28 protein-coding genes and 1 tRNA gene are annotated in these 26,979 nt (G+C 58.8%); 7 read left to right on the forward strand and 22 right to left on the reverse strand.

The features are described from left to right. The first annotated feature begins 29 nt into the window (after nucleotides 1–29). Together C811_RS11605 and C811_RS11610 are read left to right on the forward strand one after the other, a co-directional pair. Nucleotides 30–1,235, forward strand: a complete 1,206-nt coding sequence (locus tag C811_RS11605; RefSeq protein WP_016309820.1) for an agmatine deiminase family protein — start codon at nucleotides 30–32, stop codon at nucleotides 1,233–1,235. A 245-nt stretch (nucleotides 1,236–1,480) separates the two neighbouring features. Next, entirely contained in the window at nucleotides 1,481–2,521 is a 1,041-nt protein-coding gene (locus C811_RS11610; RefSeq protein WP_016309821.1) for a PDDEXK nuclease domain-containing protein, read from the forward strand. Nucleotides 2,522–2,635: 114 nt separating this feature from the next. Here C811_RS11610 and C811_RS16285 read toward each other — a convergent pair whose 3' ends face one another. Next, entirely contained in the window at nucleotides 2,636–2,797 is a 162-nt protein-coding gene (locus tag C811_RS16285) for an agmatine deiminase family protein (protein WP_016309822.1), read from the reverse strand. 29 nt (nucleotides 2,798–2,826) lie between these two features. Between C811_RS16285 and C811_RS16680 the strand changes: the two genes are divergently transcribed. The 4 genes from C811_RS16680 to C811_RS11625 all read left to right on the forward strand — a co-directional run bounded on the left by C811_RS16680 (nucleotide 2,827) and on the right by C811_RS11625 (nucleotide 6,506). Next, complete coding sequence (locus tag C811_RS16680) at nucleotides 2,827–2,931, forward strand: agmatine deiminase family protein (protein WP_022926558.1); 105 nt, start codon at nucleotides 2,827–2,829, stop codon at nucleotides 2,929–2,931. A gap of 447 nt (nucleotides 2,932–3,378) precedes the next feature. Beyond that, nucleotides 3,379–4,872, forward strand: coding sequence for a hypothetical protein (locus tag C811_RS11615; RefSeq protein WP_016309823.1), 1,494 nt, complete (start codon nucleotides 3,379–3,381; stop codon nucleotides 4,870–4,872). Between the two features lie 173 nt (nucleotides 4,873–5,045). Next, entirely contained in the window at nucleotides 5,046–5,708 is a 663-nt protein-coding gene (locus C811_RS11620) for a cytochrome c biogenesis CcdA family protein (protein ID WP_016309824.1), read from the forward strand. Between the two features lie 27 nt (nucleotides 5,709–5,735). Beyond that, nucleotides 5,736–6,506: a TlpA family protein disulfide reductase gene (locus C811_RS11625; RefSeq protein WP_016309825.1), complete on the forward strand. Its 771-nt coding sequence runs from the start codon at nucleotides 5,736–5,738 to the stop codon at nucleotides 6,504–6,506. 27 nt (nucleotides 6,507–6,533) lie between these two features. On the opposite strand, the gene purB is transcribed toward C811_RS11625, so the two are convergent. Further along, nucleotides 6,534–7,883 (reverse strand): adenylosuccinate lyase, encoded by a 1,350-nt coding sequence (purB, locus tag C811_RS11630; RefSeq protein ID WP_016309826.1) that lies wholly within the window; start codon nucleotides 7,881–7,883, stop codon nucleotides 6,534–6,536. Between the two features lie 214 nt (nucleotides 7,884–8,097). Here purB and C811_RS11635 point away from each other — a divergent pair. Next, a tRNA-Ser gene (locus tag C811_RS11635) sits at nucleotides 8,098–8,188 on the forward strand. Nucleotides 8,189–8,752: 564 nt separating this feature from the next. Here the strand turns inward: C811_RS11635 and C811_RS11645 are convergent. The 20 genes from C811_RS11645 to C811_RS11730 form a co-directional block, all read right to left on the reverse strand. After that, a complete protein-coding gene (locus C811_RS11645) occupies nucleotides 8,753–9,040 on the reverse strand; it encodes a hypothetical protein (protein WP_016309828.1) in 288 nt (95 codons plus the stop codon). A 2-nt stretch (nucleotides 9,041–9,042) separates the two neighbouring features. Continuing rightward, nucleotides 9,043–9,450, reverse strand: coding sequence for a hypothetical protein (locus C811_RS11650; RefSeq protein ID WP_016309829.1), 408 nt, complete (start codon nucleotides 9,448–9,450; stop codon nucleotides 9,043–9,045). 169 nt (nucleotides 9,451–9,619) lie between these two features. After that, entirely contained in the window at nucleotides 9,620–10,426 is an 807-nt protein-coding gene (locus C811_RS11655; protein WP_022926562.1) for an FtsK/SpoIIIE domain-containing protein, read from the reverse strand. Further along, nucleotides 10,427–10,570 carry a hypothetical protein gene (locus tag C811_RS16685; RefSeq protein ID WP_016309831.1) on the reverse strand — a complete coding sequence of 48 codons (144 nt, stop codon included), beginning with the start codon at nucleotides 10,568–10,570 and terminating at the stop codon, nucleotides 10,427–10,429. Between the two features lie 79 nt (nucleotides 10,571–10,649). After that, nucleotides 10,650–11,414, reverse strand: a complete 765-nt coding sequence (locus C811_RS11660; protein ID WP_016309832.1) for a hypothetical protein — start codon at nucleotides 11,412–11,414, stop codon at nucleotides 10,650–10,652. Further along, entirely contained in the window at nucleotides 11,386–11,727 is a 342-nt protein-coding gene (locus C811_RS11665; RefSeq protein WP_156997095.1) for a hypothetical protein, read from the reverse strand. Before C811_RS11665 ends, C811_RS11660 begins: the two co-directional genes overlap by 29 nt. Nucleotides 11,728–11,895: 168 nt before the next feature. After that, entirely contained in the window at nucleotides 11,896–12,234 is a 339-nt protein-coding gene (locus tag C811_RS11670; protein WP_016309834.1) for a hypothetical protein, read from the reverse strand. A gap of 31 nt (nucleotides 12,235–12,265) precedes the next feature. Next, the gene (locus tag C811_RS11675; protein WP_016309835.1) at nucleotides 12,266–12,601 is read right to left on the reverse strand and encodes a hypothetical protein; all 336 of its coding nucleotides are present in this window, start codon (nucleotides 12,599–12,601) and stop codon (nucleotides 12,266–12,268) included. A 265-nt stretch (nucleotides 12,602–12,866) separates the two neighbouring features. Then, nucleotides 12,867–14,672, reverse strand: coding sequence for a BspA family leucine-rich repeat surface protein (locus C811_RS11680; protein WP_016309836.1), 1,806 nt, complete (start codon nucleotides 14,670–14,672; stop codon nucleotides 12,867–12,869). A 223-nt stretch (nucleotides 14,673–14,895) separates the two neighbouring features. Further along, nucleotides 14,896–15,861, reverse strand: a complete 966-nt coding sequence (locus C811_RS11685; RefSeq protein WP_016309837.1) for a hypothetical protein — start codon at nucleotides 15,859–15,861, stop codon at nucleotides 14,896–14,898. Nucleotides 15,862–15,980: 119 nt separating this feature from the next. Continuing rightward, entirely contained in the window at nucleotides 15,981–16,322 is a 342-nt protein-coding gene (locus C811_RS11690; RefSeq protein WP_016309838.1) for a hypothetical protein, read from the reverse strand. An 82-nt stretch (nucleotides 16,323–16,404) separates the two neighbouring features. Further along, a complete protein-coding gene (locus C811_RS11695) occupies nucleotides 16,405–17,457 on the reverse strand; it encodes a hypothetical protein (protein WP_022926567.1) in 1,053 nt (350 codons plus the stop codon). A gap of 295 nt (nucleotides 17,458–17,752) precedes the next feature. Beyond that, entirely contained in the window at nucleotides 17,753–18,436 is a 684-nt protein-coding gene (locus C811_RS11700) for a hypothetical protein (protein ID WP_016309840.1), read from the reverse strand. A 2-nt stretch (nucleotides 18,437–18,438) separates the two neighbouring features. Then, complete coding sequence (locus C811_RS11705) at nucleotides 18,439–20,346, reverse strand: hypothetical protein (RefSeq protein WP_016309841.1); 1,908 nt, start codon at nucleotides 20,344–20,346, stop codon at nucleotides 18,439–18,441. Nucleotides 20,347–20,935: 589 nt separating this feature from the next. Beyond that, nucleotides 20,936–21,418, reverse strand: a complete 483-nt coding sequence (locus tag C811_RS11710; RefSeq protein ID WP_016309842.1) for a hypothetical protein — start codon at nucleotides 21,416–21,418, stop codon at nucleotides 20,936–20,938. Between the two features lie 331 nt (nucleotides 21,419–21,749). Continuing rightward, nucleotides 21,750–22,931: a tyrosine-type recombinase/integrase gene (locus C811_RS11715; protein ID WP_016309843.1), complete on the reverse strand. Its 1,182-nt coding sequence runs from the start codon at nucleotides 22,929–22,931 to the stop codon at nucleotides 21,750–21,752. 400 nt (nucleotides 22,932–23,331) lie between these two features. Further along, complete coding sequence (locus tag C811_RS15920; RefSeq protein WP_016309844.1) at nucleotides 23,332–24,813, reverse strand: hypothetical protein; 1,482 nt, start codon at nucleotides 24,811–24,813, stop codon at nucleotides 23,332–23,334. A gap of 175 nt (nucleotides 24,814–24,988) precedes the next feature. Further along, entirely contained in the window at nucleotides 24,989–25,351 is a 363-nt protein-coding gene (locus tag C811_RS11720; protein WP_022926569.1) for a hypothetical protein, read from the reverse strand. A 5-nt stretch (nucleotides 25,352–25,356) separates the two neighbouring features. Further along, the gene (locus C811_RS11725) at nucleotides 25,357–26,424 is read right to left on the reverse strand and encodes a 4-(cytidine 5'-diphospho)-2-C-methyl-D-erythritol kinase (protein ID WP_016309846.1); all 1,068 of its coding nucleotides are present in this window, start codon (nucleotides 26,422–26,424) and stop codon (nucleotides 25,357–25,359) included. Beyond that, nucleotides 26,421–26,969, reverse strand: coding sequence for a nucleoside deaminase (locus C811_RS11730; RefSeq protein WP_035009541.1), 549 nt, complete (start codon nucleotides 26,967–26,969; stop codon nucleotides 26,421–26,423). The genes C811_RS11725 and C811_RS11730 overlap by 4 nt, the downstream gene beginning before the upstream one ends. Nucleotides 26,970–26,979: the final 10 nt, after the last annotated feature.

Raw genomic sequence — 26,979 nt, forward strand, 5'->3', positions numbered from 1 at the left:
AAGCCATTTCACTCCGAAAGGATTTCCCCATGAAGACTATTTTTGAGTCTGACTCTACCCCCGCCGCCGACGGTTTCTTCATGCCCGCCGAGTTCGCCCCGCAGGATCGCGTGTGGATAGGCTGGCCCCATCGCACCGACACCTGGGCCCATGGCGCCAAGCCGGCTCAGAAGCAGTACGCTGCCATCGCTCGGGCCATCGCCGAGTTCACGCCGGTCGTCATGTGCGCCAACGAGGACGATTACGCCAACTGCAAGGCCGTTTTCGAGGACGATGAGAATGTGACCGTCATCGAGATGACCACCGACGACGCCTGGTTCCGCGACACCGGGGCCACCTACGTCATTAACGGCAAGGGCGACAAGCGTGCCTGCGACTGGCACTTCAATGCCTACGGTGGCTTCGTCGACGGTCTGTACTTCCCGTGGAGGGCCGACGACCAAATTGCCTGCAAGATGGCCGAGCTGTCGCACTGCCGCCGCTACCGTCCCGATGACATGATTCTCGAGGGCGGCTCCATCACCGTGGACGGCGAGGGCACCCTCGTGGTGACCGACCAGTGCCTGCTCTCCCCGGGCCGCACCGCCTCTGCCGTGTTGGCCGACGAGGCCGACGAGGACACCATCTGGCCCGTCTACGCCAAGAAGTTCCAGCCCTGGAGCGAGGAGCTGCGCGCTTATATGGACGAGCACCTGAAGGCCTATCTGGGCGTTGAGAAGGTCATCTGGGTGAAGGAGGGCATCGACCCCGAGGAGACCAACGGCCACATCGACGACGTGGCCACCTTCATCGCCCCTGGCGTCATGGCCTGCATCTGGACCGATGATCCGGACTACCCCTTCTACCGCCAGTGTCATGAGGCCTATGAAACCCTGAGCAACGCTACCGACGCGAAGGGTCGCGCCATCAAGGTGTACAAGCTGCCCATGCCGGCGAATCCCCTGTACATGGACCAGGCATCCTGCGACACCATCGACATCGACGAGAATGCCGAGCCCCGCGTGGCCGACGAGCCGCTGATCGCCTCCTACATGAACTACCTCGTGACCAACGGCGGCGTCATCGTGCCGCAGTATGGCGACGAGAACGACCAGCTTGCCGTGGACACGCTGCAGCAGATCTACGACGAGGTGTGGGGCGAGGGCGTCTATAAGTGTGTGGGTGTCCAGTCCGATCAGGTCGTCTACGGCGGCGGCAACATCCACTGCATCACCCAGCAGGAGCCCAAGGCCTAAGGGCGCCTGCCGAATTGCGGTCTTGACCGAAGTATCAGAACGCGAAAGGCGGTTCCCAGTCCGGGAGCCGCCTTTTTTCGTGGGGGGGGCTCCGCGCCAAGTCGCCCCCTCCGCAAGGGCGGCTACGGAAAGGGCGTCGTCCTTCATGGTAGCCAGGACGAGGGGCGCCCGGCGGCTGAATACGTTATCATGGCGGCCTATTAACTTTCTATCACCAATGGTGACAGTAGTGAGACGAGGCGTTTATGGAAGAGATCGAGAAGCCGGTCGTGCGCGAGCTGGCCGGAGAGATAGCTCATCTTATCAACGAGCGGCAGTATCGTGCTCTGAGGCGGCTGAATACCAGTACCATAGATCTGTACTGGCGCATCGGCGAGATAATATGCGCCCGGCAAGAACTGGAGGGATGGGGAAAATCGGTCGTAGAGGGCCTCTCTGATGAACTCATGAAAATGTTTCCCGGCGCCAAAGGTTATTCAGCAGTCAATTTATGGAGAATGCGAAACTTCTATCTCACCTATCGCGACAGCGAGAAACTGTCACTTTTGGTGAGAGAAATCAGCTGGTCATGCAATCTGGTGATAATGAACAAATGCGATGATGACCTGCAGCGTGAGTTTTATCTAAAAGCGGCGGCGCGATATGGCTGGACCAAGCGGCTCCTCGCAAATTATATAGAGGCCGGTGCCTATGAGAGATTTCTCTCAAACCAGACGAACTTCGAAGCCACGCTTCCGCCTGAACGACAGGCGCAGGCAAAGCTTGCCGTTAAAGATGAGTATGCCTTCGACTTCGCCGAGCTTTCTCCCGAGTACTCCGAGCACGAGCTCGAGCTTCAACTGGTTTCGCGCATTCGCGACTTCCTCGCGGAAATGGGAGGTGCCTTCGCGTTTGTCGGCAGTCAATTCCATCTGAAGGCCGGAGAGCGAGACATCTATATTGACTTGTTGCTGTTCCACCGAGGGCTAAAGTCGCTTGTGGCTGTCGAACTGAAAGTGGGCGAATTTGAAGCAGAATATGCGGGGAAAATGCAGCTCTACCTTTCTGCGCTGGACGATCAGGTGCGCCTCCCCGATGAGAACTCGTCCATTGGCATCATCATCTGCAAGAGCAAGGACAGAACTTATGTGGAGTATGCCTTGCGCCAGTCGTCTGCACCCATCGGCGTGGCTACTTACAGCTTGAGTCGTGCGTTGCCCGAGGAGCTAAGAGACCAGCTTCCTTCACCCGAGATTATCGCCGAGAGACTTGCCGCGTTCGATGACGTCCCCTTTGGGGATAGCTAGCATCAGCGCGCCGATAACAATTGCGTGCCCAGCCGCTCTCCGGCAAGGAGAGGGCACCGGAGGTTTGCCTCTAGGCCTCCGGCGCCCTCAAAATGCTCTTGTCAGGCAAGAAGGCTATCCGACGGCTGGCTGCTGCTGCGTCGCACAATGGATATTGCCGCCTCCGAGGAACATCTCATGGCACGCAACGCCCACGATCTCGCGGTCGGGGTAAGCCTCGCCCAGCACTTCGGCTGCCTGGCGATCATGCACCTCATCGCCGAAGAGCGGGAACACAATGCCGCCATTAGCCGTATAGTAACGAGGTGTGGGGCGAGGGCGTCTATAAGTGTGTGGGCGTCCAGTCCGATCAGGTCGTCTACGGCGGCGGCAACATCCACTGCATCACCCAGCAGGAGCCTAAGGCCTAAGGATCGCGACCCGCAATGGAGCGGGACAGCACGCTCGGCAGGCTGCCCCGCTCCGCACCATCCAGCAGCCTTGTGCCAAGCTACACGTTTCACAGAAAGAGGCGACCGAGATCGGCGGTCGCCCCTTTCTTGTGGCTATTCCAACGTGACGCACACCTGCTTGCCGAGCGCCTCGGCAAGATCTGCCATCAGGTTGGCTGCCACATTGCCGCGACCGCGCTCCACCCGACTCACCACCGCCTGGTTCACATGGGCCCGCTCGACCAACGGCCCCGACCGAAGTCCCCCGGCAGCCTCGTGTCCGAAACCAAAGTGGGACAGCTTACCCGGTAGGTCGTCCCGCCTCCGCTACCCTGTACGACAATCCCGCGCTCCGCCCCTCCCCTTTTGTGCCCCAATACGATATGCTGGAAGGTAATGGTTACCGAGTCCGCAAGGAGGCATTCGATGCCCCGTTCCCGCTTGCTGCAGCATTCCGTATGCACTGCCCTCGCCATCCTTCTCGCCGCGTTTCTCCTGGCCGGTACGGCTATGGCGGCAACGACCACCCCGGCCTTCGCCGACGAGCCTGCCGCCCCATCGGTGCAGTGGGTCGAGAAGGGGTCGCGCATCTACTGCAAGGTGGACGGCGTGGCTCAGAAGGGCGGTCTGCGCACCATCAACGGCAAGACGTATCTCTTCGACAAGAAGGGTCGTCAGCTGACCGGCTGGCACAAGGTGGGCAAGCATTACCGCTACTTCACCGTGGCCAACAAGGCCAAGGGCGCCATGGTGACGGGCAAGGTGGTCAACGGTGTGAAGCTGGACAAGCAGGGCCGTGCCGTGCTGAACGATCAAACGAAGGCCGAGCTGAAGGTGCTCGCGAAGGCGACGGCGTTCGTGGAGCGCAACACCAAGCCCGGCTGGTCGCAGAAGAAGAAGCTGCGCGCCTGCTTCAACCTGCTGCGCGACAAATACAGCGAACGGGCCTTCCGCGGCTTCTCGTCGAAGTCGGGCTGGCAGAGGGCCTTCGCCCTGGACATCTTCGACAAGAAATCGGGCAGCTGCCATTCCTATGCCGCCGCCTTCGCCTACATCGCCAACGCCATCGGCTGCAAGAGCTGCAAGGTGGTTTCCAGCGGCGGCCACTCCTGGGCCGAGGCGGACGGCAAGGTGTACGACCCCGAATGGGCCAAGCACTGCCGCGTGGACCTGTTCGCCTTTCCCTATGCGCGAAGCGGCCAGGGCGGCACGCCGGGCTACAAGAACGCCCGCACATACGTCGTGACTATCGCGCCGCGCACCAAGGCCCTCGGCGGGAAGGCATCGACGGCCAGCAGCCGCTTCGCTGGCAAGCGCGGCCTGGTGAAGATGGGCGGCGAGCGCTACTACGTGCAGAACGGCAAGGCCGTCAAGAAGCAGTGGAAGACGGTGAAGGGCGCGAAGTACTACTTCCTCGCCAACGGCAAGGCCGCCACAGGGCCGGCGAAGATCAAGGGCGCCTGGTATGTGTTCGGGCAAAACGGCAAGCTGCTGACGGGGAAGAAGACCCGTCTCGTGAAGGTGGCGGGCGACACGTACCGCGTGACGAAGAGCGGCCGCGCCAAGGCCGGCTGGGACAGCGCCAAAGTGCGGCGCTTCGCCAAGAACGGGCAGATGATGACCGGCACCGCCGTGGTAGGCGAGAAATTCTACGCCTTCAGCGCCAAGGGCCGCTACGATGCGGCGAAGACCAAGCAGCTGCGCAGCGCCGCGCGCATCGATGCCGATGCGGCGCCCCTGCTGAAGCTTCTGGGCAGCCCGCAGAAGCGCACCTACAGCGCCAGCTGCTACCAGATGACCGACGCCGACGGTAACAGCATCCTGGGCGATGACGGGCGTCTCGTGTACCCGCACTTCACCGTGTTCACCTTCAAGGCCGACAACGGCGTGGAATACTACCGCGGCGTCGAGGCGCGGTAACAGGACGGCTGCCGGGGCACTTTACCGGGCAAGCGTGTCCCAGCTAGGCTCGGACAGAGGCATCTCCCCGTAACGGACGGGCGACTTTCTGTGAAGGGCATCGCGCCTTCGGCCGTTTTCGGGAATAATAGACCGCACGATCGTCGGCAGCGCAACACGGATGGGAGCACGCAGTGACCTACCTCATCACATTCCTGGAAGGCATCATCACTTTCGTGTCGCCGTGCCTTTTGCCCATGATCCCCATTTACGTCACCTACTTCGCCGCCGGCGAGGAGGTGCGCACCTCCGTGGTGCTGCGCAACGCCCTCGGCTTCGTGCTGGGGTTCACGTGCGTCTTCATTGCCATGGGCGCCCTGGCTTCCACCGTGGGCGCGTTCTTCATCGAGTACCAGAGCGTCGTGAACGTCGTGTGCGGTCTGGTGGTCATCGCCTTCGGCCTGTACTTCCTCGGGTTCATCAAGGTGAACCTGTTCCGTGGCGGGAAGAATCCACTGGCCGGCCGCCAGCTCGGCTTCTTCTCGTCGGTGCTGTTCGGCATCATCTTCTCCATCGGCTGGACGCCGTGCGTGGGCGCGTTTCTCGGCTCGGCGCTCATGTTGGCCTCGCAGCAGGCCTCGGTGGTGCAGGGCGTCATACTGCTGCTGTGCTACTCGGCCGGCCTCGGCATTCCCTTTGTGGCTGCCGCCGTGCTCATCGACAAGCTGAAGGGCGCTTTCAACGCGATCAAGCGCCATTACGATATCATCAACAAAGTGTGCGGCTGGTTCCTCGTGGCTGTGGGTGTGCTTATGGCCACGGGGCTGCTCGGCGGGTTTCTGCGCCTGCTGAGCTAGAACTGCACGAGAGAGAAAGGACGCTCCATGAACGATCACGAGAACAAGGACGAGGCCGCCACCCCCGCAGAGCGCGGCGAGCGGATCGGCGCGGCCCTGGAAGCCGAAGCTGCGGCCCGAGCTGCCGAGGCGGCCACTCCCGCAGGCGAGGCCCGCGACCGCAAGGCCCATCGGGGCATCGCCATCGCCGCCGTTGCCTTTGCCGTACTGCTCATCGGCGCCGGTGTCGCATACAGCGTGCTGGCCCCGGCCGCAGAAGACAAGTCCATCGAGGTGACTGGCACCGATGCCGTCCATAGCACCGAAGGACCCGCGGAAAACAACAGCGACACCGGCGATGGCAATGGAGGCAACGCGGCCACCACGCCCGCGCCCGACTTCACCATGACCACCAGCGAAGGCAAGACCCTTCACCTGTCCGACTTCAAGGGACGTCCGGTGCTCTTGAACTTCTGGGCCAGCTGGTGCGGCCCCTGCAAGAGCGAGATGCCGGCCATTCAGGCGGCCTGGGAGCAGTCCGGCCAGGATGTCGACTTCGTCATCGTGAACATGACGGACATGGGCGGTGAGTCCGAGGAGGCCGCCAAGGCGTTCCTCGCCGAGGGTGGCTACACCTTCCCCGCCTACTTCGACGCGGGCAACAGCGCAGCCACCGCCTTCGGCGTCACTTCCATTCCGCAGACGTACCTCATCGATGCCGAGGGCAACATCATCGGCGCCTGCATGGGGGCCATGGACGAGAGCGTCATCGCCCAGGGCATCGCCATGCTGAAGGGCGAAGCCACCACTGCCCAGTAGCCGCTTACCGTCGCTCAGCGCGAGCTCCTAGAACTCCAGCTCCTGCAGGCGATCGAAGACCACGTCCTTGCGGGTGAGGAAATCCCAGGGGTCGAAGATCTCGTCGAGCTTCTCGGTCGTGAGCAGCGCGGCGGCCTCGTCGTCGGCCTCCAGGCGCTCGCGATAGGTGGGGCCGTCCACGGCGTTCTGGATGTCCTCCCACACCTTCATGGCGTTGCGCTGCACGATGACGTAGGCATCCTCGCGGGTGATGCCGGCGTCCACCAGGGCCAGCAGCACCTTGCTGGAGAAGATGAGGCCGCGGGTGCGCCACAGGTTGTGCTCCATCTTGGCCGGGTAAGTCTGCAGGCCGTCGAGCATCCACTGCATCTTCGCGAACATGTAGTCCAGCGCCGTGAAGCTGTCGGCCAAAACCACGCGCTCGGCGCCGGAATGGGAGATGTCGCGCTCGAACCACAGGGCCACGTTATCGAAGGCCACCTGGGCGTTCGCCTTCACCACGCGAGCGAGGCCGCACACGCGCTCGGCCGTGATGGGGTTGCGCTTGTGGGGCATGGCGGAAGAACCCTTCTGACCCTTGGTGAACGGCTCCTCGGCCTCAATGACGTCGGACTGCTGCAGCAGGCGCACCTGCATGGCGATGGATTCCAGGGTGGAGGCGGTCACGGCCAGAGCGGCCATCACCTGGGCGTGGCGGTCGCGGGCCAGCACCTGGGTGGACAGCGGGTCGGGGGTAAGGCCCAGCTTCTCGCACACGTACTGCTCCACATAAGGATCGATGGAGGAGTAGGTGCCCACCGCACCGGAGATAGCGCCGGTGGCGGCCACGGCGCGGGCCTCCTCCATGCGGGTGAGGGCGCGCTTCAAGGCCCAGGCCCAGCTGCCGAACTTCATGCCGAAGGTCATGGGTTCGGCGTGGATGCCGTGGGTACGGCCCACGCAGAGGGTGTTCTGGAACTCGAAGGCGCGGCGCTTGCAGGTCTCGCCCAAGCGCTTGATGTCCTCGATGATGATGTCGCAGGCCTGGGTGACCTGATAGGAAAGCGCGGTGTCGCCCAGATCGGAGGAGGTCATGCCGTAGTGCACCCAACGGCTCGGCTTGTCACCGCCCTCGGGGATGTCGGCGTCGATGTAGTTGGCCATGCACGTGGTGAAGGCGATGACGTCGTGGTTCGTTACCTTCTCGATCTCGTCGATCTCCTCCACGGTGAAGTCGGCGTGATCGCGGATCCACTGAGCCTCTTCCCGCGTGATGCCCGCCTGGCCCAGCTCGGCCTGGGCCTCGCAGGCCAAAACCTCGATTTCCTTCCAGATGGCGAACTTGTTCTCGAGTTCCCAGATACGGCCCATTTCCGGACGGGTGTAGCGACCAATCACGTGCGTTTCCTTTCCTCGCGCCTGCGCGGCCGCCCACGCGGCCCGCTTCAATGCTCTGTGCGTAGGGTACCAAAAACTGCGGCCGCCAGCGGGGCTTTCCCGCCCAATCGCCCCTTTCCGCAGCCGTAGGGCCGCCACAAAGGGCAGTCTTTGCGAAAGTGGCGAATATGCCGTTGCAGAAAACGCGCCGCTCGGGTAAGATACGAACTTACGCGGAGGAGTGACCGAGAGGCCGAAGGTGCTCGCCTGCTAAGTGAGTATGCCCCACAAGGGCATCTAGGGTTCGAATCCCTACTCCTCCGCCAGTTTTCCCTGTTCAAACGGTACGCAGCTGGCTCAAGTGGTCGGTAAGTGGTCGGGAATTTTGGTCTGAACCGCATCGCAGCAAACCCGAATAAGCCGAAAAAGAGAAAGACCCTGGGCGCATTCGAGCGTCGCCAGGGCCTTGCGCATCTCGCGTGCAGGTGGTCGGAATCACCACTCCACTTTGATCTCGCCGTCGCATTCCTCCAACCACTTCTCGAAGTCTTCCTTCGAGACCATTGGAGTCCGACCGACGTAGATGCGGCCAGGCTGCATGTGCAGGATCTTCATTGCCTTGTTACGGCCGCAGCAGAATTCTCTCGCGATGTGACGCCAAGTATAGTAAGAGCGCATTAGATGCTCCTCTCAGGACATGTGGGCATAGCTCGCCCACGACGAATAAGAGAGGAGGACTTGGATAATCGCATCAATAGCGGAGGGTGCCTACGCCACTGCGGGCAGCGTTCCCTAATGGGGTCAGGTGTCCTCCCTGGTCTACGCGACCGTCTTGGTGGCGTGCCAGGTACCTGAGCACCCTGCAATATAGCACGTTTAATATGATCTGTCTAGTCGACTTGCTCGATGAAATAGGCCAGCTGAGGCCCCTTCAGGTTGTCGAGTGCGTAATCGTTGGCCGCTGCCCACAGCTCGTTGTAGAGCGCGGTAAAGGGGGAGTCTGGGTCTTTCTCCCAGTGCTTCCACAGCTTGCGATTGAGCACCAATACCAGGTCAGTGAGGTAGCGGTAATCGTCGTGCCACTGCTGGAACACCCTCTCGTAGGTGTCCTGGACTGCCGCTGGGCCGAACTGCTCCGCGATGGTGAAGTCGCGCATGAAGGTTGTGTTGAACTCCATGGCTACCACTCCTCCTCTTCTTCGTCGTAGTCGCAATCCTCGGGCTTAGCCCAATCCCAGAAGTCAAAAGTACACGGCTCAGTCACCAGCCAGGGGCGCTCCTTGATGTAGATGACCATTTCATTAGCAAGGGCCTCGATCTGCTGGCCGTACATGGGGTCGTAGGAGCACCAGAGGGAGTCGATGATTCCAGGAATAGAGGTGTCCTGGTCTACGCACTCGTCGATGAACCTGGCGGCTGCGTTGCACGTCTCGTTGCCGTAGTCGCGGCCTACCATATCGCCATCATTGAGGTAGCGGTAACCGAGCCTGGCCGTTGCTCGCAATAACTCACCGCCGAGGGTTCCTGCCTTGCCTTGGGCTGGCACCAGCGCATCGAAAAGCTGGTTAAATTCCATGATTACCTGCATCTTTGCTCCTTCTATTGACGCTCTATCAGTGTGAGTTAATTATGCTGTGAGCAGGAGATACAGGTGTCCCCAAATGAGGTCTACTAGGAATGGTTTTCTATAGCTGACCTGGTGTTTTCATTGAATGTAGCAGTGCGGTTGAGCGTTATAGCCCTACCGCACTTTTTCGTTAGTCTTCGAAGGGGTTGCTCACACGCCAGCCGAGGCCGATGTCTCGGTTGTCCACGGAGTAGGCCTGGGCCATGGTTCGTATCCTCTCCTCATCGGTGTACCACGTCTTGAACCTGACCCACTGGTTGAAATCGTCTTGCGCGAAGTAGAACTCACCTGGGCCAGCGAGCCTCAGCACGTTGCACTTGTCGGTCTGCCCCTCGCAGAAGAGGTTCGCGTCGCCGATGGAGCAGCGCCCTATGAACCTTATGTTGAATTGGGAGCGGATGCTGGTGGCGATGGTCACGCCAGAGTCGAAGGTCTGGGATGCCACGAGGATGCCCATGTTCGCCGCTCGGGCCATGCGCAGGTAGGAGCCGAACCACTCGCGGATGGCGTTCTGCTCGTTCTTGCTCAATTCCGTGTTGTTGATGAGCGAGGGAAGCTCCTCCACGACGACTATGATCTGCGGGAACTCGCCGCCGTGCCTCACTGGGTCTATCTTGGCCCAGCCCCGCGCCTTCATCTCGGCGAGTCGGTCGTTCATGATCTGCTCTATCTTGTTCATCGTCGGGAGCCATGTCGCGGGCTGAGTGAACACTGGCACGCTGAACCTCGGCTCGATGGAGAACAGGGAGGTCAGCTTCGGATCGAAGCCTATGAACTGCACCTTCTCGCGCAGCTCGCGTGAGAGCATGAGCACGATGTTCTGCAATAAGGTGGTCTTCCCCGAGCCAGAGGATGCGAGGAGGCCTATCCTCATGGGGTCGCCCAGCTGCATGCGCACCTCGTTCCTCATCTTGTCATATCCGACTAGCATATCCATCTAGATCACCCCGCTCTCGTCGCCGATGCTCTGGACGTTGTACTCGAACTCCCTCTCAAGATAGGAGAGCTTGCGCTGGTGGGAGGCGCACTCCTCGTCGATCATCTTCATGAGCACCGCCATTCTCGCGTTGTGCTCGGTCACCAGGGGGCACGCTCGCTGCGGTACCTATCGCGCATCGACTTGTACTTCAGGGCCTGGGCCTTGTTGATCTTTGCCATAATTATCTACCTGCTTTCATGATCTGCTTCAATTTCGATGTCTTAGGTGCTGGGGCCAGGGGGTCATCGTCAAATGGGTTGTTCTGCTCAAGAGTCTTGGAGAAGGGGTCAACGTCATAGAAGATATGGAGGAGCCAGGCTACCTGGTTACCCCGCTTGTCTCGGGAGGGTTCCAGCTCCACTTCCTGGGCCTTATAGAACGCGCTGGCCAATCCCTCCTGCAATTTCTCCATGCGCTCGGGTGTCGCCTTTACTGACTTCAGCTCGAACTCAAGGGAGTAGCAGTGATTCGCCCTGTCGTAGTGACTCGACGGGAATATGCGAATCTGGGTGTTCATTCGCTCGACATCTGGGCGCAAGATACCTGAGTCGATAAGAGCGGTAATCAGCTCATCGCGCACCCTGTACATCGGGGGTGGTGTCCTGGTCTGTTCCCACATCTCAATGGCAATGGCAGCAACGAGAAGGACTATGCCGATGACAAGGGATGTTGGTGAGAGGAGGAACGCGATCAGCTCATGCACTGACTTTAATGCGTCAATGAGCACCGCGATTCCGAGCTGGGCTACTGCTTCCGTATGAGCTACCCAATCAATAGCCCATAATATGATGAACCCGAAGGCAGCAACAAGAAGGGCATAGGAGACATTGGAGGTGCGCTGGGGTTTCCACATCTCCTTGGGCTGCTCGCTCTGATCGTCACCATAGGCGATTCGATTAAAGATGCCGTAGTCGTTGTCATTTCTCGGGTTTGAGTTCTTTTTCATAACTTTTCTCCTGTTCGTTGTTAGACATTATTTCAAGGTCCCCCATCGAGTTCTGCACCCTCACGGGCACGACCTCGAAGCCCTGGGGATAAACGAGCTTGCATAGGGTCTCCAGGGCCTCTAGAGACGGAACGCATTCCAGATCGAGGTAGACCGTCTTGGTTTCCAAGGTATCCAGATTTCCGAGAGCGGCCATATCCATGAACTTATCCCATGGGTACGTGCGGTAACGGGCCATGATGCCGTACCAAAAATTACTTACAAGGGTATCGATGGGGATGGGTCTGCGCTTCCTCCTCTTCAGCAGGGCCATCAGTCCTTGAGGCTCGGGAAGGGGGGTGACATGAACTTTCGTTGCGATCGGGGGCGCAATGGTCTCACGCCCCGTGATAGTGGGGAGTGCTGCCATCAGAGCCTCGCTTTCGTTGAATGCAGAAGGGCCGCACAGGAGACGTTCCCATGCGACCCCCTAGTTTTACGGTTAGGCTCTTTTGACTGATGCAGCGCTCAGCTTCTCGGACAGGCGGGTCTTCCCGCTGCCGTCAGTCCAGGTGTTCACACGCAGCTTAGCGCCGTTGACCTGCACGGGCGTGAAGTCGGGGATGGCCTCTGGTGCCTTGGCGCTCGGAACCTCGACGCTGATCTTCTCGTAGTCGGCCGCACCCTTGGGCTTGTACAAGAGAGGGATTTTGTACAGCGGCACTCCCTCGGCGTTGGTCTGAGGGGTGTCGGTCGGCTTGTTCCCCTCCCACTTCATCATGGGGACGGGCTGGCCTGAGGCCACAATTACACCAGTTAGATTCACGTTCCAATTACTCATTTTTGCTCCGCCTTTCAATACTAGACAACAATTATTCGGAGTTTTCTTCACTCGAACTGCACTCGGATTCACTGCTATCTAAAACGGCGAGGGTTCCCGTGCTTTCCAGCTCGTCTAAGACAGTGGAATAAGTCTCAAGAAGGCCCCTCAGTGCCGCTTTGATCATGTGGGTGTTGGGGGCATCTGATTCAGCCTCGTGCTGAACCTCGGCCAGCTCGTAGATCGTCTGGAACATGAGGCCGTTGAGTTCGTTGGCCTCAGCGTCGATTACGGCAATATCGAGAACCGCATTCTCTCCGCCGTTGAATCGGACGAACCCGCAGGCTCTGTCCATTGCGTCCTCGGACACTTCCAGTGCGATCTTCATGGCTCTTGCCTCCCAACTGGGTTTAATCGAGTTTACTTTTTATTATCGAAAAGTTATCTACGGCTAACTAACCCACAGAGCCAGTGAGGCTCGCCGTAAGCAAATCACAACGAAAGTGAGAGAAAGCGCAGGTAGGACACCACAACGAATAGGAGAAACAATGGTGTTATAATGAGCAAGCCTCACTGATCCTGGGGGTTTAAAAATGGGAGCAGCGGGCGGAGACTGCACTAGCACTACTCCCATTTTTCTATCAGAAATTAAACTACTTCAAACTGAAATAGCCTGGGTTATCTGCGCCGCCGTCGATGCGGGCGTAGGTGCCAGAGCAGGCGTTCCAAGACCACTTCGAGCCCTGGCCGCCAACGAGGAGAGGGTTCTCGAAGAAGGTCATGGAGCCAGTGACACCGTTCCACGAGTCATTGGCATAGATGGTGGTCAGGTTGTACATTCCCGCGAACATCTGATCGGCCTCGGCGAGGTTGGCGACGTTCCAGCTTGAGAGATCGAGCACCGAGGCGTTGGAACCCGCGAACGCCACATTGGCGCTGGTCACCTTATGCACGTCCAGCTTCGCAACGTCGAAGGAGGTCGCAGGGAACATGAACCAGCCGTCGAGGGAGGCGGGCTGGATACCCTCGTCTACCACCGTGACGGTCACGATAGAATTGCTACCCCATGGAGCGCCGTTGCCGTAGGCGCAGTTCTCCTCGTCTATGGGGTAGACGATCTCGGTCTGGGTGCTGGCGGGAAGGGTGTCGCGCTTGTAGAACTTCAGGCTCTTGGTGGCGCTGTGGTACACCGCGAATGCGCTGCCGTCGGAATCGGGATTGCCCAGATCGAACGGGGTCTTCTCAGTGAAGTACCCTGGCTTGCCTGAGCTGCCGTCGATGCGGGCGTACTGGTAACTGTTGTAGAGGGGCAGATGGCTCAGAAAGGTCGTTCCCTGGCCGCCAGTGAGCTTCGGGCAGCTGGTGAAGGTAGTATTCGTGGGCCTACTGGTATCATCGGCGATGGCTTCCCATGAATCGTTGGCGTAGATAGTCACCACGTCGCGCATCTCGTGAAACATGAAGTTAGTTGTTTCCACATCTGCGGGAACGTTCCAGGTGGAGAGGTCTAGGGTCTCTACGGAGGCGCAAGCCGCGAAGGTGGCCCAGAAGGTGCGCACCCTCTCAACGTCCAGCTTCGTGACGTCGATGGTCAGGCAGTTCTCGCAGCCAGCGAACCACTCTCCCATCGAGGTGGGGCTGATGCCGTCATCGACCACTGTGATGCTCTTGATCTCGCGGGTGTGCGCATTCCAAGGTGCCGTGCCGTCGGTGTAGTCGCAGTCCTCCTCGTCTACGGGGTACACCTCGATGCCGCTCCCAGACTCGGGCATGGAGGTGCGCTTGTAGAAGTTTAGAGACCCATCAGAGGCCGTGAAGACGGCGTAAGTGACCTTGGGCGTGCTCTGGGTAAAGAGGATTGCAGCAGCGTCCTCAGGGGTCTCGATGCCCTCGGTCTGGACACCGAAGCCGACTACGATGATATGCTGGTGGAGCTCGTCGGGGGTGAGCTGCCCGTTCACGTAGTTGCAGACCGTCACGCTGTCGAAGATGCTCTGGGTGGTGTCGCCTGGCTCCAATGGCTCAGTGTAGATGTAACGATAGATCACCGTGCCGTCGCCCGTGATCACATCGTCGAGCACCCACTTGTCATTTGCCTCGTAGGAGAAGAGATCGGTCACCTGCTGGGGCCTCGGGGTCCCGTCCAGCTCGGCGGTAATAATGTCTTTGGTGGGAATGGTCACTTCCGCAGTGACGTAGATCGGGATGTTGTTGGGGTTCTGGATGGCGGGGTCTTTCGGAACGGTCTGGGTGGGCAGGAGGTTCACCGCCTCGTCGGGGTTCCAGTTCGGCTCAACTACCTTGACTTTGATGCCGTCGGCGATGCTGAAATCATTGATAACGGTGTCCTTCGCGGTGAAGTAGGCAAGGGTTCCCGTGCACACTACGGCGAGGACGCACAGAAGCACCGCTAATGCACCTATGCCCTTTTTCTTCTCATTTACTGTTGTAATACTCATGGTTTTCACCTTTCGTTATGATCATTAACTGCACAAAAAGAAAAGGTGCTCTGACCTGCACCTTTTATATCTATTTAACGAAAAGTGATTGCTCTTGAAAGAAAGAGGGAGATGCAGAAAGAGCGCCTGGCTAAAATGTGAAGGCCAGGCGCTCAAGCATCATGCGTCATCTCGACTGAGTGCGAAAAGAGGGCGCAAGAATCTCATTTCTCAGGCTCGTAGGCTACTGCTTGGTATAGGTGATACCCTCGAAACTCTTCGCACCTCCGTCAGAACCCGAATCGTCGTTCGATGCGGCATCCGTGTCCTCTGCATAGGAGTAAGTCAAATCTTTGAGTCCAGATTCAGTGAAAAGACCTGCAAAAGCTAACGCGACAGAGGAGGGGGAATCGTCTGTGTTGTAATACGCAACGAAGGCTATATAGTCGCCGTTATCCTCTCCAGCGTAAACTATGCCTGGGCCGGACCCTTCGGTGCCCATAAAGGAGTACGTGATACCGCAGCTGTACGCATCAACCCCAGCAATTTCATTATATTCTGTGGTTGAGTTGACATTACTGATTGTTATCTCAGGTGCATTCGGGTCATCGGGAATGCAAGTGCCCTCGATCGCTGAAGGCTTTATGCTGACGTCCAGGGTAGTGTCTTCCTTGCCCTTAACCCAGATGCCGTCATCCCAATCAAATTCGATGGTGCCGCTGCAAAGAACCGCAAACTGCACAGCGTCTTCTACAGCCACATTATCCAGCGTGACAACAGCCTTGTTCGCAGCCTCGTCAAACTCAACCGTGTACCCGTCGCCATCGACAAACGGGGAGTCTTGCTCTATGTAGTCGATACCCTTCTTGGGAGTAATAATGGGGGTACTCGCCTCAGTGAAGTTATAAACACCGTCGGAGCTTTTCGCGCCCGACACCGTGACAACGGCTCGTAGGCTCTCGTCTTCAACCGTGGCGGTAATGTAGGCGCGGTCGTAGTCGCCCCCTTTACTCATCTCACATTCATACTCAGTCACAACGTTGGGAGTGTCAATCAAGTACTGATTGTCGCTAATGAGTGCTTTGACGTAATCGCTCTGTTCAAAAGCCTCGCGACATGCAGCGGACTCGTCGACACAGCCCGACAGTGAACCTAGGCTCGCTGCCAAGATGCAGCCTAGCACTGCCGATGATAGTCTAAGTTTGTTCATTGCGTCCTACCTTTGTCGTATCTCATTCAGCCAATGTCAGGCTGCGCTTCCCTTGCCCAGATAAAAGAGGGCGTGTCAACGGTCTGTTATCTCAGATGAAATCAAGCGAATCGGGATGACTACATCAGCGATGCACCCAGGGACGCAATGCCGCCCACAATCACAACAAGAGCAATAATGTCAATGAAGGAGATAACGGTACCCGCGATGGCGAGGCCCTTGGGTTTGCGGAAGATTCCCACTACAGACATGATGGCGCCGAGAAGCCACAGCACCCAGCCCAAGATGGGAACCCAACAAAGGAAGAGACCCACCAAGGCGCACACAAAGCCGGCAGTACCGAGGCCGTTCTTCTGCACTTGGGGAATCTGCACATTGATGTTCGTGGTTTGGCCGCCAGCGCCGTTGTCGCGCGTGATGACGGAGGCATCAAACTCACTGCTCACTACTTCGTTACCCATAATTCTTTCCTTTCGATCTATGCTCTTAGACAGCCCTCATGCCGTCTTCTTACTCTTGTATACGCGTGTGCTAAAGCTGGGCTTACTCCTTCAGCATTGCCCAGTCAGATATCTCAGTGATGCGATTCTGGTCGCCGACACCAGTAACGAGAATTGAGTCAACGGAACAATCGGTGATGTAGAGGATCTTATTTCCAGATTTATCGACTCCGAGATAGCCGTTCATCGATGCAGTCTTATCGCCCTTGTCGGTTGTTCCGTGGGCTTGGAACTCGTAAATGATTCCATCATCCATGGCACCATCCTCCGACGAGCCGTCAACGGGCTTTATCCCCGCATCAAGCTCAACCGATGTCTTCTGCATGGTCTCTTTGAAGCTGTTAACGTATTCCTGCTGCGTAAAAGAGATATGGAATGCGCCAGTTGAGGGGACAAGGTTGGACACCTTGAAATCGGAGTACGTCACCAGTTCGCCAGCTGGCTGAACATAAGTACCTTCAATGTCCTTGTACTCGGTTTTCTCCGCGGCATCGGTGCTGTCGAAAAGCCAGCCAGTCTTATCGAATTTATAGGTGTAAATGCCGCCCTTCGTCACAGTTGCAAACCAGTAATCGTAGGACTCTATATTTTCGACAGTGCAGGTCGTTCCGTCTTCAGCAAGTACAGAAGTGGCCTCCATGATTCCGTTCTCATTGTCGTAGTCAACACCCTTCTTAGGGGTTGTGGTGCTATCTACTACATCGAACGTATAGCGGGTGTCTTGTTGCAGGGCATTCACCGTCATATCAGTGATGAAGTTGTCATTCTCAATAGTGGCTGTGAACTCGTACTCGGTGCCGTCGGGGGTGTCGGTGTTGCTGAGGAGGTCAAGAGCAGTGACCTCATAAGGTGATTCATTGACGTAGTTGCTGGAAACTACGCCCCTCTCAACTATCGAACTTGATTCAAATTCCCTTTGCAAGTCTGGCAGCACTTCCTCAGGAGCAAACGAGTACTGTTGTGCCTCTCCGGCTGCGCTGCCACCTACAGAATCGTGGTTGCCGCCGCTGCACCCAGCCATAGCGCCGCCTGCGATCGCCAGTGCAGTCGCCAGTGCAAGGAACGAGCTCTTTCTTGCGAAACTGATGCCTCTCATTACTTCCCCTTTCACGGTAACGGACTGTGAGGGGAAGCCTTGGCAAACTAAAGAAGAAGAGCATCCACCTCAGTTTGCTACGACCGTGAGCTGTGAAAGTAGGGAACCCTACAAAAACCCAACGGCAGATGCTCTTCTGCTCGGGTTTTAGATAGGGCAATCCCTTTGCTTTCACAGTATTCGGTTGGTCGTAGCGGCGCTATTCTATCACCTAGGGAAATGGACTGTCACTACAATATCGTTGTTCGATCGTTGATTTTGCCGAAGTGGTACCAGCCAAGAGTAGGAGTTCCCCCTACCACGGGTAGTCATCTTCCCGCTCTCTCATGTATGCCGCCTCATCGAACTCTGGCTCTCTGTCAAAGTAGTCCGCCGCCTCGTCGTACTGGCGAAGCTCGTCCATCCTGGCATTCTGCTTCATCAGCTCTCGGTCGAGGTCGATGTTCAGCGCCCTCTCCTCGTGGAGGAACGGGTTTCCATGCATCCTGCGACGATTCACGTGCTCTCTCTGCTCTGCCATCTCGGCCTGCATGGAAAGGTAGCGTCTCTTCCACTCTTCATCGTCGGACTCCATCACAGAGCGCTGGTAGGCGAGGAAGTCATCCTCAGGCTCACCAGCATCGAGGACTCTGCGACCGCTGGCATCGTAGGTCTGATGCACTCCGTCAGAAAAGAAATCGTCGATCTCGTAGAAGAGGGAGTCGGGGCTGAGATCGGTCTTCCCCGTGGTGGTGTGGGTGCCCGAGAAGTCGCTGACGTTCTCTCGAAGGTACTGAGCTTTGAATTCATTAAAGTCCAGGTCTGCGTTGCCAGTGCGCCGACGCTCCTGGTTGTAGGCTCGGCCGATCTCGATGTAAGTGCTGATGTCGATCTTCTCGTCGGCTGGCTGGGGCGGGAAGTCATCGAGGATATTCTCGTCCTCCTCCTGAGCGAAGTAATCGAATGGTTCCACTTCTGATAAGGGTTGAATGTTAGCCATGGTTATAGCCTTTCTACTAGTTGAGGTGCGTACTCGCGCACCTTATCGAGGTACTGTTCTTCAGGCATCGTGAATACGTTGCCGCCGAAGTCGAGGGGCGGGGGAGCGGTGGCTGCGAACTCATCAGCGTAAGCGGCTTCCTGCTGGATGAGCATATCGAGGTAGTCGCGAAGCTGGTAAAGGTCGCAGCTGATGGAGTTGTTCTTGGAGTCGGCGGGGACGGGAATATCTAGGGCGTAGGTGCCGAACACCGCATGGAGAAGCAGGTGCTCGGGAGAAAGGTATATGCACCTCGTGGAAGGTTCTTTACTGAGATCGGGAGCGCCAGCCTCGCTCATCAGCCCGATCTCCTTAATGAAGCGCTTGCGCCTTGGGTTGAACTGCTCATTAAGGGCGAGAGTATCAGCGATGCTCTGAGTTACCTTAGGCGGCAGCTGGTAAGGGATGCCGTTGTTCTTCATGACCTTTTCCATGATGAGGGCGATGGCATCGTCTGGGCGCAGCCAGGTGGGCAGGTCATCGGGAACCCGATGGATGTAGCGTACCGTGTAGCCGTTCAGGTCGCTGGCGCTGCTCGGGTACATGATCTTCAGCTGCATGGGGTCGTTGGCGGGGAGCCTTTTGACATACTTCAAGGAGATACGGAGGCTGTCGTTAGTAGGTGGAGTGTCGAGGTTGTCAGAAGCGCTCTCCGCATCGAGCGAGTAGGTCTCCGCGCAAAAGTCAATGCGCCTCAAACCCTGGTCAATGTGCTCGTCGTAGTCGCGGTGCTTGTTGGAGTAGAAGTACTCGTAGACGTTCTTCGTATTGGCAACAATGTTGACTTTCGAGCAGAACTCGCCGTTCTTGTATCGCGCACCGAAGGAGCTGACAGTACGATAGGGATCGAAGAAGCGCTTCACTTTTTCCCAGCTCATATCGCTGGTCTTCAGATCGTCAAAGATAATGATCTCCTGACCAGCGTAGTCATCGAGGAGGTTGGGGCCGTCAGCGGGGTCGAAGATACTCCACTCCTCTCCCGTTGCCGCCCTTATATACTCGACTATGCGCCTGGCGAGTTGACCAGCAGTCCAGGTCTTCCCGTGGCCAGCGTCGCCAGTAAAGTAGATGTTAGTGCGGACAAAAGGGTTATCAGTGTACGACTCCATCTTCTTCTGGCGCTCTGCCTCGGCGACAGTGGCGTAGAGGACGTTGATATCCTTCGAGTACCTTGAATAAAGCAAGCGGCCCTCATCCGTTGAAATAAGCTCTCTGTAAGGGAGCTGGCCGTGGTTGATCTTATCAAACGTTAGAGCCTTGCGCTCTTTCGAGGTGGCAGCTTTCTGGCTGATTACCGCGCGACCTGCCATCCAGTCAGAGTAGCGCTGGGAGTAGACCCCCGTGTAGTCATGGCCTCTTGCGGTGTACACGATCTCGGGGCCGTACTGGGTCTTTTCAGGATACTTGATGTGCGTGAGGTAGCTGATAGCGTTGTCTTTGTTCTGCTCTACGACACCGCCCTTCTTCAGCTTCTTGATGAGGTTGCGGTTGATACCGATGTAGCGCTCCCACTCGACGAAACTGCACCCCTTGGCGTGAGGGTCATCGTCGCTCTCAGCAGGAGCCATATGCAGCACGAAGTGGAGGTGGGGATATTTCTTGCCCGTGCTGGGGTCGGTAATATCCGCTGCTCCTGGTTCGTCCTTGAAGTGCCGAGCAAAATAGGCGCACTCAAATTCTATTCCGTCAGCCTCGGCCTGAGCGACGATAAAATCAGCTAGGCCCCTCACTGCCTCAGCATCGGGGATACTAGTGTCGCGTGCTCTGGTCACCAGCTCATCGAGTGTCGCCTGATCTTCCTTGTTCTGGGCCTTCCAGAACTCAGGTTTCAAGTAAGAACTACCGTTCACGTTCTTGCATACATTTGCCATATAATCAACTCCTTATTCGTTGTGGTTCCTAACTGAGTTTAGTTCAGTTTTATATCACTTATTCCACGCTGACCTGCGTATATGCTCTGCTCTATACCTATGCACGGATGTATGCATGAATAGGCCAACGTGGAGCGCCGTAGCCCTGGGCGTATGTGCCGCGCCGAAGGCAGAAGGCACAGGAGCCTGGGGGCGTAGGCGTGGAGCGGTGGCTGCGAGCGATAGCGAGCACTACTGACCACTGCTGAATGAGGCTTTAGGGGTAAAAAGAGGTTTCGGGGTAAGGTTTAGGGCCAAAACCTCAGCCAAAACCTCGCCAAAACCTCGGCCAAAACCTCGCGGAAATAGCCTGGTGGAGATGGATTGAGGGATGATGACAGAGAAGAGATTTTCGGGGATTTACCAGGGGATTTGATGTTTCGGGACGGTTATCGACAAGACCACCGTCCCGCGCGCAAGGGGCGAAATGAGGTTTTGCCCCCGAAAAACAGCGAAAACTCCTAGCACCGATGCAGCGGGCAAAAAGAAAGGGCAGCACGTAGCCGCCCTGTCGTCATCCTGCGATCTCCACCAGCCTCCATGGGGCCTACTACACCGCCATGAACGGGTTGGTGGCGTGAGACTGAGGTACGCGCTCGATGATGGGACCCGCATCGAGGTCGAACGAGAGCGCCTCGAAGCGCCATGCCTGCTTGCCCGAGTTCGTGGTGTAGGGGAACACGAGGGCCGAGCCGTTCCACTTCTTCCCGTCAACAAGGGATGGGTCGATGGGGTTCGGGTCGCCGTGCTTGAACACGTTCACACGGGTGGGCGTGCTCGCGTAGTTGCTAAAGCGCTCGCCAGTGTCGCGGATGGCCCCGACGAGCTTCACGCTGAAGCAGCCGAAGTCGTTCTTTCCCGCGATGTTCTGCACGTCGATGACACCATCAACGAAGATGGGGTAGTCGTAGCCGTCATCGGGAGTGTACCGCTCTACCAGCGAGGGCGCGGCATTGGTGCCGTCAGGGGTCATGCGGGGTGCGCACTGGCCCAGGGTCGGAGTCTGGCAGGATGCGGAAGTTGGCTCAATCATGTCGAGTCCTTTCTTACGGGTGATACTCTCGGTATCACATCAATTATTAGAACGAGACGCATGATATGAGCCTGCGATCGTGCCGTCCAGAGCATTAAACTGGCGTGTACTGGTTCGGACGGAGCGCATGGCTCCCAGGGGTTCACAACCAGCACGAGGGGCCAGGGGTGAGGTGGTCGCGAGTATCAGAGCACAGAAGACGGGAGAGGACGCTACAGCGGTCATCCGCTCGCTCTCAGTGGCGCTACGCCCTCTGCTCCGTTGCCTGTTCGCTCCGCACGGCACTCCGCAGGGCTCCGCAGCCCAGCGCTCGCTCATCGACCGCAGCACGTTAATCCAGTATCGCATCGAGGAGTTCTGCGGCCTGGCGCTCTTTTTCATCAATCACGTGAGCGTAGATATTCAGCGTGGTGGTGATGTCGGCATGGCCCATCCGAGATTGCAGAGTCTTCACGTCAACACCCGCCGCAGCCTCCTGGCTGGCATGACTGTGGCGCAGCTCGTGGAAGGTGAAGGGCTTCACCTTGCCCATGTCCTCATAGGTGATGCCGTTCGCCATGAAAAACTTTATCAGCCAGTTCCTGAAGGGCGAGAGAACGAGGTGCGCCGAATCGAAGTCCCTGGTGCAGCTGTAGTGGGAGCACACGGGGTAATGCCCTGGCACTTCTTCACCGCCGAATATATGCTCGGACTGCCATCCCCTCCAATCAGCAAGGAAGTTAACGACGCGCTGGCTGATGGTGATGGTTCTGATCGAGTGAGGAGTCTTCAGCGCCCTGTGGGACTTCCGTCGGCAGTACTGGTACCGCATGTGGATGCACCTGTTCTCGAGATCGACGTTCGACCATTCCAGGCCCAGCGCCTCACCCTTGCGCGCACCCGTCATGAGAGCGAGGTAGACGGCTACGATCTCGCCCGACTTAGGCGATTCCTCAAGAATAGTCACCAGCTTCCTGAACTGCGCAAGGCTTAACGAGTGCTTCGTATTCTCCCTCGGTCTCCTCACATCCACACAGTCACAGGGATTAAACTGAAGCTTGTTCCGCTTCTTTGCGTGGCGGTATATCTGAGAGAGTTTTGAATGGTGCTTAAAAATAGCATCTTCCGACCATCCAATATCGCGCCAATGCTGGTAAACGTTCTCCACTGCCTCTGGCTTCAGCTCCTCCATGAGATCGTTTTTGAAAGCCTCGCAGAGATGATCGATCACAGAGTCATCACGGATGATCGTGTTCTCGGCGTAGGTGCCAGACCGCTTCCGATCAGCGTGCCACTGCCTCGCGTAGCTGGCAACAGTGCCTATCGAGTTGATCTTGGCCTCATACTCCTGGCGTATCTCCTCGGCTACTCGCTGAGCGTCGCTCTTCGTTCCGCGCACCGTTCGCAGCGGAGTCCATTTCAGCTTGCCATCGTCGTCGGTGTAGCGCAGCCTCACGCGCCAACGGTGGGGGATGATCTTCCCGTCTTTATCCTTGGCGGGTACGATTGACCCCTTTCCTAGTATTTGTTTCATGCCTACCTCCAAAAGTACAAACGTACGAAATCGCGTGAATTATGTCCTTCTGGAGAGCATTGTAAAAGTGGTCGAAAAGTGGTCGGAAAGATTAAATTGGACGTGATCGAAACCTACTGGTTGGGATTGCGACCTGGGGAAACGTGTGTTAATTTAAGGTGGGTCAGCACAGTAGAGTTTAAGAGCGCGTGCTTCGAATCCCTACTCCTCCGCCACTTGAATGCCAACGCTCCCTGATCAGGGAGCGTTTTCTTTTCACGAGCTCTTCCCGAGTGGTCGATAAGTGGTCGGGGATATCCTTGCCGCCGGACGCCTCCCTCGTGCGCCCCTTGGAGCCCTTCGGCCGGAAGACGAAAAGGACCCCGTCCCTCGGCAACGAGGAGCGGGGCCCGGGGAGAAACTAATCCAGGGAGGCCGAGCGGAAATAGGTTACGCCGTCCTCGCCCTTCAGCAGTGCCAACTTGGCGTTCTTGAAGGTGTAGGTCACATCCTTGCCCCACACATCGGTGCCGTCGGGCAGAAACACCGGGTTGCATCCCGTCACCGAGCTCTTCTTCGTCGGCGTGCCGATAAGCTTCAGCAGCTCGGCGGCGTTCCCCTCCTTCTTGGCAGCCGCCTGAATAGCCCTGGTCTTCTCGGCGTCGTAGACGCCCTTGCCGCTGAACCAGTACAGCTTGCCCTTGTAGCAGGACAGGCCCGTGGCGCGGCGGCCGTTCTCCAGGTACAGCCCCTGCTTGTTGGAGGTCCAGCCGGCCTTCGCGCGACCCGTCTTCGTCACCCGATACATGTCGCCGGACACCTTCACCGTGCGGGTCTTCTTGCCCGTGAGCAGCTTGCCCTTGGCCGAGAACACGTAGCGCTTGCCCTTCACGATCGCCGGACCCGTGGCCGCCTTGGCGTTCTTCTGGAAGTAGTAGCGGGAGCCCTTCACGGTCTTCCAGGCGCCCTTCAGCTTCTTGCCCTTCTGGTAGTAGACGTAGGAGCCGCCCACCTTTACCAAGCCATTGCTGGCAGCGGCGTTCACCTCGGCCTCGGAGCTCTTGGGCTTCTCGCCGACGTACTTCGAGGTGGCGTACCCGTTGGAAGCCGACGGCACGAGCAGCTGCACCGAGCGGTTGAAGATGCCCGCGTTCTTCCCGCCGTAGTACTTCGAGAAGCTCTTCGCCTCGGCAAAGAGCGGATCGTAGTACCTGTTACCGATCTTCGCGCAGCCGTGACCGCCGATACCGGAAGCCTTGTCGACGCCCACGTACACCTTGTCGTAGCCGATGGCCAGCGCCAAATATGCGAAGGCCGCGCCGTCGGACATACAGCAGCCGCTGCGGTTGCCCTTCCACTTCTTCTTGAAGTGATCGTTGGCGAAATCGGCTGCCCAGCCCTCGTAGTTGCGGAACTTGCGGTACTGATGGTAATAGCCCTTCTGCACCCACTTGAAGCATTTCAGCAGCTTGGTAGCCTTGCTGTCGCTTTTCTTGGTAATCTCGGCTACCTTGTCCCGCGCCGTCAGAAGCGTGCGGTATTCCTTGGCCTCGTAATCCTTCATCTTCTTGCCCGTTGGCTTGTAGAAGGTGCTCTTTACCTTGTAGGCCTCCATGCGGCCCTTGGAGTTCAAGTAGTAGGTAGTGGCGCCGTCCTTCACCGTGCCCGTTCTTATGACGCCCTTTTTGCTGAAGAAGTAGTAGCTCTTGCCGATCTTCTGCTTACCGATGAGCGGCGTGCCGTTCTTGTAGTAGAGCTTCTTGCCGTTCACCGTCTGCCAGCCCTTCGCGGGCGCGTCGGCGAAAGCCGGCTGCACCTCGACCGTCATCGCAGCCACGCAGGCGCACAGCAGCACGGCCGCAAACGCCGCCATGGCGGTGCGCATCATCTTCGATGCCGTCATCGTATTCCCTCTCTTTTCCAGCCCCGCCTGCGCAGGGCTCTCCCCAGCGTTTCTCTCTGTCGGATCATAATAGTTCTTCTGGTGCGGAACCGCAAACGCGCAATCGACGGCAAGTGGCAATGACCTGGGGAATTGGCAAGGCAGATGAAGCCTGCGGCGGAATTGCGAAGCGAGCTCAGCGCCCCCAGGGCCAGCGGCGGCGCGTGGTGGCGGCGAGACGCTTCTTGCGATAGGCGGGGTTGTGCTTCAGGAAGCGGCGGTTGGCGAGGCGGGTGATGCCGAGCCCGACCAGAGAGACGGCGAGAAAGCTGAGCGTGAGATCGAGCACCGCCGGCGCGTTGTCGAAAAAGGCGTACACCGAAACCAGGGCGAAGCATACGCTGAGGGCACCGCACAGCCAGGTGAACAGGCGAATGAGCACCTCTTTGGCCCGGGCTGGAGAATGGCGGTAGGTGACGACCAGGTAGATGACGCCGGCCACCAGGGCCAGCACCAGCACCAGGGGCACCACGCGGGAAAGGCGAGCGAGAAGTCCCATGGCCATTACCTTCCGGGAACCACGGCGGCCCGCAAGCCGCTGAAGCTCGTCGGGCGCGCCCACCAGCCGCGGCTGAGGGCCGCCGTGGCGATGCGGCTCGCCTCGGCGAAGGACTCTGCCACGGCAAAGGTGGCCGACCCGCTGCCGCAGAGCAGCACGTTTTCGGCGCCCACCTGGTCGGCAAGCCACGCACGCACCCCGGCCAGCTCGGGAAGCAGCGACTCGGCTGCGAAAGCCAGGTTGTTTGCCAGGGGCACCCCATCGGCGCTTGCCGCGGCGGCGGCCGCCTGCAGCAGGGCGGCCGAGACCGGTGCGGGCGCCTCGTCGAAGGCGCGGTAGGCCGCAGCCGTGGAGACGCCGCCCGCCGGTTTCACGAGCACGACGGCCTTGCGGGAAGGCTCGAGGATGCGCTGCAGAACCTCACCCGCGCCGCCGAGCTGAGCGCAGCCGCCCTGCAGGAAGAAGGCCACATCGGCGCTGAGCGCTTGGGCCGTGGCGACCACGCGCGCATCGTCGGGGCTCACGCCCCACTGCGAGGCCAGTCCCACGAGCACGGCCGCCGCGTTCGACGAGCCGCCGCCCAAACCGCCCTCGGCGGGAATGTGCTTCTCGATGCGCAACTGCACGATCTCGGCCCCCTCGCGGCCGAGCGCCCGGGCCAGAGCATCGGCGGCCTTGAACGCGAGGTTGTCCGCCGCGGGCACCGACAGGTCTGCCCCCGTGCGATCGGCCAGGTCGATAGCCACGGCCAAGTTGCCAGCCGGGCCACCGAGCGCAATGTCGACGCGCCCCGCGGCAGCCTGCTCGGCGAGCTGGGCCACCTCGTCTTCCGAAGCCGGCTGCACGCGCAAGTACACCGTGTCGTGCAGGGCCAAGGCGTGCATGACGGTGTCCGCATCGTGGTAGCCGTCCGGGCGGCGCGCGCCGATGGACAGCAGCAAGTTCACCTTCGCGGGCGAGACCACCTTCACCGCATTCGGCCCCATAAAGGCGGCCGCCGACCACTGGGCCTCGCGAGCCGCCGCCAGGAGATTCACTTCCGCCTCGCGATTACGCTGGGTGTTCTCGGTCATTCGGTTTCCTTTCGTGTCGCCGCGCGCTTCCCGCGCCGAGCGGCGAAGAAATCGCGCAGCAGTTCCGCGCACTCTTCCTCGCGCACGCCGCGCACGGCCTCGAACTGGTGGTTCAGGCGCTCATCGGCATGGATGTCGTACAGCGTGCCCACAGCACCGGCCTTCTGGTCGGCCGCGCCGTACACGCAGCGGGCCACGCGCGTCTGGTGCATGAGGCCCGCGCACATGATGCAGGGCTCAAGGGTCACATACACCGTGCAGTCGGAAAGCCGCCACGCATCGAGTACGCGGGAGGCCTCCTTCATAGCGAGAAACTCCGCGTGCCCCGCCGGGTCGCGGTCGGTCTCGCGCCGGTTGTGGGCCCGAGAGATGACGCGGGGCTCAGCCAAGGGACGCCGCGTGCCGCGGTCCATGGGCTCGTGCACCACTACCGCGCCGATGGGCACCTCGCCCGCGGCCGCGGCCGCCCGCGCCTCTTCCAAGGCCAGGGCCATGTACTGCTCGTCGAGCGCGCGCTGCTCTTCAGGTGTGCGATGTTCGTTCATAGCGGGAATT

It is taken from the genome of Adlercreutzia caecimuris B7 (assembly GCF_000403355.2).
Classification (GTDB): Bacteria; Actinomycetota; Coriobacteriia; order Coriobacteriales; family Eggerthellaceae; genus Adlercreutzia; species Adlercreutzia caecimuris.

Coding starts and splice junctions, on each gene's coding strand:
- C811_RS11605 (WP_016309820.1), top strand. CDS start 30: ATGAAGACTATTTTTGAGTCTGACTCTACCCCCGCCGCCGACGGTTTC.
- C811_RS11610 (WP_016309821.1), top strand. CDS start 1,481: ATGGAAGAGATCGAGAAGCCGGTCGTGCGCGAGCTGGCCGGAGAGATA.
- C811_RS11615 (WP_016309823.1), top strand. CDS start 3,379: ATGCCCCGTTCCCGCTTGCTGCAGCATTCCGTATGCACTGCCCTCGCC.
- C811_RS11625 (WP_016309825.1), top strand. CDS start 5,736: ATGAACGATCACGAGAACAAGGACGAGGCCGCCACCCCCGCAGAGCGC.
- C811_RS11645 (WP_016309828.1), bottom strand. CDS start 9,040: ATGGAGTTCAACACAACCTTCATGCGCGACTTCACCATCGCGGAGCAG.
- C811_RS11650 (WP_016309829.1), bottom strand. CDS start 9,450: ATGCAGGTAATCATGGAATTTAACCAGCTTTTCGATGCGCTGGTGCCA.
- C811_RS11655 (WP_022926562.1), bottom strand. CDS start 10,426: ATGGATATGCTAGTCGGATATGACAAGATGAGGAACGAGGTGCGCATG.
- C811_RS11660 (WP_016309832.1), bottom strand. CDS start 11,414: ATGAAAAAGAACTCAAACCCGAGAAATGACAACGACTACGGCATCTTT.
- C811_RS11665 (WP_156997095.1), bottom strand. CDS start 11,727: ATGGCCCTGCTGAAGAGGAGGAAGCGCAGACCCATCCCCATCGATACC.
- C811_RS11670 (WP_016309834.1), bottom strand. CDS start 12,234: ATGAGTAATTGGAACGTGAATCTAACTGGTGTAATTGTGGCCTCAGGC.
- C811_RS11675 (WP_016309835.1), bottom strand. CDS start 12,601: ATGAAGATCGCACTGGAAGTGTCCGAGGACGCAATGGACAGAGCCTGC.
- C811_RS11680 (WP_016309836.1), bottom strand. CDS start 14,672: ATGAGTATTACAACAGTAAATGAGAAGAAAAAGGGCATAGGTGCATTA.
- C811_RS11685 (WP_016309837.1), bottom strand. CDS start 15,861: ATGAACAAACTTAGACTATCATCGGCAGTGCTAGGCTGCATCTTGGCA.
- C811_RS11690 (WP_016309838.1), bottom strand. CDS start 16,322: ATGGGTAACGAAGTAGTGAGCAGTGAGTTTGATGCCTCCGTCATCACG.
- C811_RS11695 (WP_022926567.1), bottom strand. CDS start 17,457: ATGAGAGGCATCAGTTTCGCAAGAAAGAGCTCGTTCCTTGCACTGGCG.
- C811_RS11700 (WP_016309840.1), bottom strand. CDS start 18,436: ATGGCTAACATTCAACCCTTATCAGAAGTGGAACCATTCGATTACTTC.
- C811_RS11705 (WP_016309841.1), bottom strand. CDS start 20,346: ATGGCAAATGTATGCAAGAACGTGAACGGTAGTTCTTACTTGAAACCT.
- C811_RS11710 (WP_016309842.1), bottom strand. CDS start 21,418: ATGATTGAGCCAACTTCCGCATCCTGCCAGACTCCGACCCTGGGCCAG.
- C811_RS11715 (WP_016309843.1), bottom strand. CDS start 22,931: ATGAAACAAATACTAGGAAAGGGGTCAATCGTACCCGCCAAGGATAAA.
- C811_RS15920 (WP_016309844.1), bottom strand. CDS start 24,813: ATGACGGCATCGAAGATGATGCGCACCGCCATGGCGGCGTTTGCGGCC.
- C811_RS11720 (WP_022926569.1), bottom strand. CDS start 25,351: ATGGGACTTCTCGCTCGCCTTTCCCGCGTGGTGCCCCTGGTGCTGGTG.
- C811_RS11725 (WP_016309846.1), bottom strand. CDS start 26,424: ATGACCGAGAACACCCAGCGTAATCGCGAGGCGGAAGTGAATCTCCTG.
- C811_RS11730 (WP_035009541.1), bottom strand. CDS start 26,969: ATGAACGAACATCGCACACCTGAAGAGCAGCGCGCGCTCGACGAGCAG.